The sequence below is a fragment of the Corallococcus exercitus genome (assembly GCF_003611585.1).
GTDB lineage: Bacteria > Myxococcota > Myxococcia > Myxococcales > Myxococcaceae > Corallococcus > Corallococcus exercitus.
The window spans coordinates 1-2278 of sequence record NZ_RAVW01000727.1; the positions used below are offsets into that span (position 1 = coordinate 1).

The 2278-nt window shown below is 72.5% G+C and carries 2 protein-coding genes; one reads left to right on the forward strand and one right to left on the reverse strand.

Going from position 1 to position 2278, the window contains the following annotated elements; genetic code table 11:
• A partial coding sequence (locus tag D7W79_RS41365) for a hypothetical protein (RefSeq protein ID WP_120530671.1) occupies positions 1-1028 on the forward strand: 1028 nt, incomplete at its 5' end.
• A gap of 18 nt (positions 1029-1046) precedes the next feature.
• Here D7W79_RS41365 and D7W79_RS41370 read toward each other — a convergent pair.
• A complete protein-coding gene (locus tag D7W79_RS41370) occupies positions 1047-2204 on the reverse strand; it encodes an ABC transporter permease (protein ID WP_120530672.1) in 1158 nt (385 codons plus the stop codon).
• Positions 2205-2278: the final 74 nt, after the last annotated feature.

Consider the following 2278-nt stretch of genomic DNA (forward strand, 5'->3'; position numbering starts at 1 on the left):
CTCCCGCGCGCACCCCGCCGCCCACCGCCGCCCCCTACTTCCAGGACGGCCTGGAGCAGGCGAAGGCCCGCCCCGTGGACCTCAGCGGCTACGGGAACACGCCGTCGGCCGCGGCTCCCGCGAGCGTGGACGCCCCCCTGACGAAGGCGAGCAGCGGGGAGAAGGTCGGCCCGGAGTTCATCCACCTGGACGCGGGGTGGACGCCCCAGGGCCAGGGCTACGACGCCAAACGCGGCGAAGTGCTCACGACCTACTACAACGACGACCACCGGGTGCTGCTGTCCGTGCAGGACAAGGACTCGGGCAAGGAGACGCACCAGGCCGTGCTCGGCGGGCCGCCGCCGGCGGGTCCGCCTGGCCACGGAGGCGGCGTGTCGACGGACGGCGACCACGTCTACGTGTCCGACACGGACCACATCTACGTCTACACGCGCGAAGAGATTGAAGCGGCCCAGAACGAGTGCCGCGAGGCCATGCCCTCCCAGGTCATGGATGTCCCCAAGCCCGAGGGGCTGACGGATCCCGCCACCGGCATCGGGCTCATGTCCTCCGGCAGCTACATGACCATCAAGGACGGCTACGCGTACGTCGGTGGCTACAGCCCGGACGGCGATGGCAAGGCGGGCGCCGTCTGGCGCTACAAGCTCGACGAGAAGACCGGCGCGCTCATCGAGGACTCACGCGAGGGCCCCATCCGCGCGCCGGACCGCGCGCAGGGGATGACCATCGTCGACGGGGGCATCCTCTTCACCACGGGCGACCAGAAGCTTGTCTACCAGCCGTTCACGTCCACGGAGGACACCTTCTCCGCGGACATCGACCAGCGGGTGGACATCGGCAACGGGCTCATCGACCCGTACGCCCAGGGCATCAACGTCATCGACGGCGAGCTGTGGGTCACCTACGAGAGCGGCTCGCACAAGTACCGCGACAACGTGGACGAGCCCCGGGAGCACATCCAGCGCATCCCGCTGGAGGACCTGGACCTCGCGGCGGGCTGCCTCACGGCGGAGCAGCTGGAGGGCTGAGGTCTTCCGTCCCGCCGCTCAGGCGCGCAGCGCGTCCAGGATGGACAGGCGCGAGGCGCGCAGCGCGGGCAGCAGCCCTCCCAGCAGCCCCATCGCCGTGCCGAACAGCAGCGCGCCCAGCAGGATGGCGGGGGTGGGGGAGAAGCCGAAGCTCACCGCCGCGAAGGTCTGGAAGTTGAGCGTGCGGATGTGGATCCACCGCGTGGCCAGCGCCCCCAGCGCGCCCAGCACGCCGCCGGCCGTGCCCAGCATGGCGGACTCCACCACCACGCTGGCCAGCACGCTGCGCCGCCGGAAGCCCACCGCGCGCAGCATCCCCAGCTCCGCGACGCGCGTCGCCACCTGGGCATACATGGTGATCATCGCCCCCAGCACCGCGCCCAGGCTGAAGACGCAGGACACGAAGAGGCCCAGCACGCGGATGAAGGCGGCCAGCCCGCTGGCCTGATTCGCCCAGTACGCCGGCTCCGGCCTGGCCTCCAGGGTGAAGCGCGGGTTGGCCTCCACGCGCTTGACGAAGGCGTCCACGTCCGCGGGCGAGCGCAGCCGCACCACCGCGGAGCTGAAGTCGTCGCGCCCGAAGGCCGTGCCCAGGCGCAGGGCGTCCGCCCACACCTCGGATTCGAAGGCGCCGCCCCGCGCGGCGAAGACGCCCACCACCGGCCAGCGCTGCTGGGCGAACCGCAGCTCCCCGCCCAACGTGGCCTCCGGCGAGGTGCCGACGAGCGAGCGGCCCAGCACCACCTCGTTGGTGCCCGGCCGGGGCCTGCGCCCGGAGACGAGCTGGACCTCCGGCCGCGCCGCGAAGCTCGCCGCGCTGATGCCGCGCGCGGACGTGTTCATCGCCTGCGTGCGGCCGCTGGGCAGCGTCAGCAGCACCACCCGCTCCCCGGCCACCAGCGGCGTGCCGTCCGGCCCGGAGGCCACCTGCGGGTCCGTGGTGAGGATGCGCACCGCGTCCCGCTCCACGCCGCTGACCAGCTCGCTGGTGGCCCCCTTGCGCAGCACGACGACGTTGGACGCGTCCCCACCGGAGGCGAGCGCGGACTCGATGCCGTTGGCCAGCATCAGCACCGCGGCGAAGACGAAGACGACCAGCCCCAGCCCCACCACCGTGAGGCCGGTGGACAGCCGGCGCGCCCACAGGCTGCGGGCATTGTAGAAGAGCGGCACCATGGCTCAGGCCACCTTCCGCAGGCCCTCCGCCACCGGCAGCCGCACCGCGCGCAGGGCCGGCCCCTGTCTCTTAT

What these genes read in the sequence shown, in the direction of transcription:
- D7W79_RS41370 (WP_120530672.1), bottom strand. Translation starts at nt 2,204, where the DNA reads ATGGTGCCGCTCTTCTACAATGCCCGCAGCCTGTGGGCGCGCCGGCTG.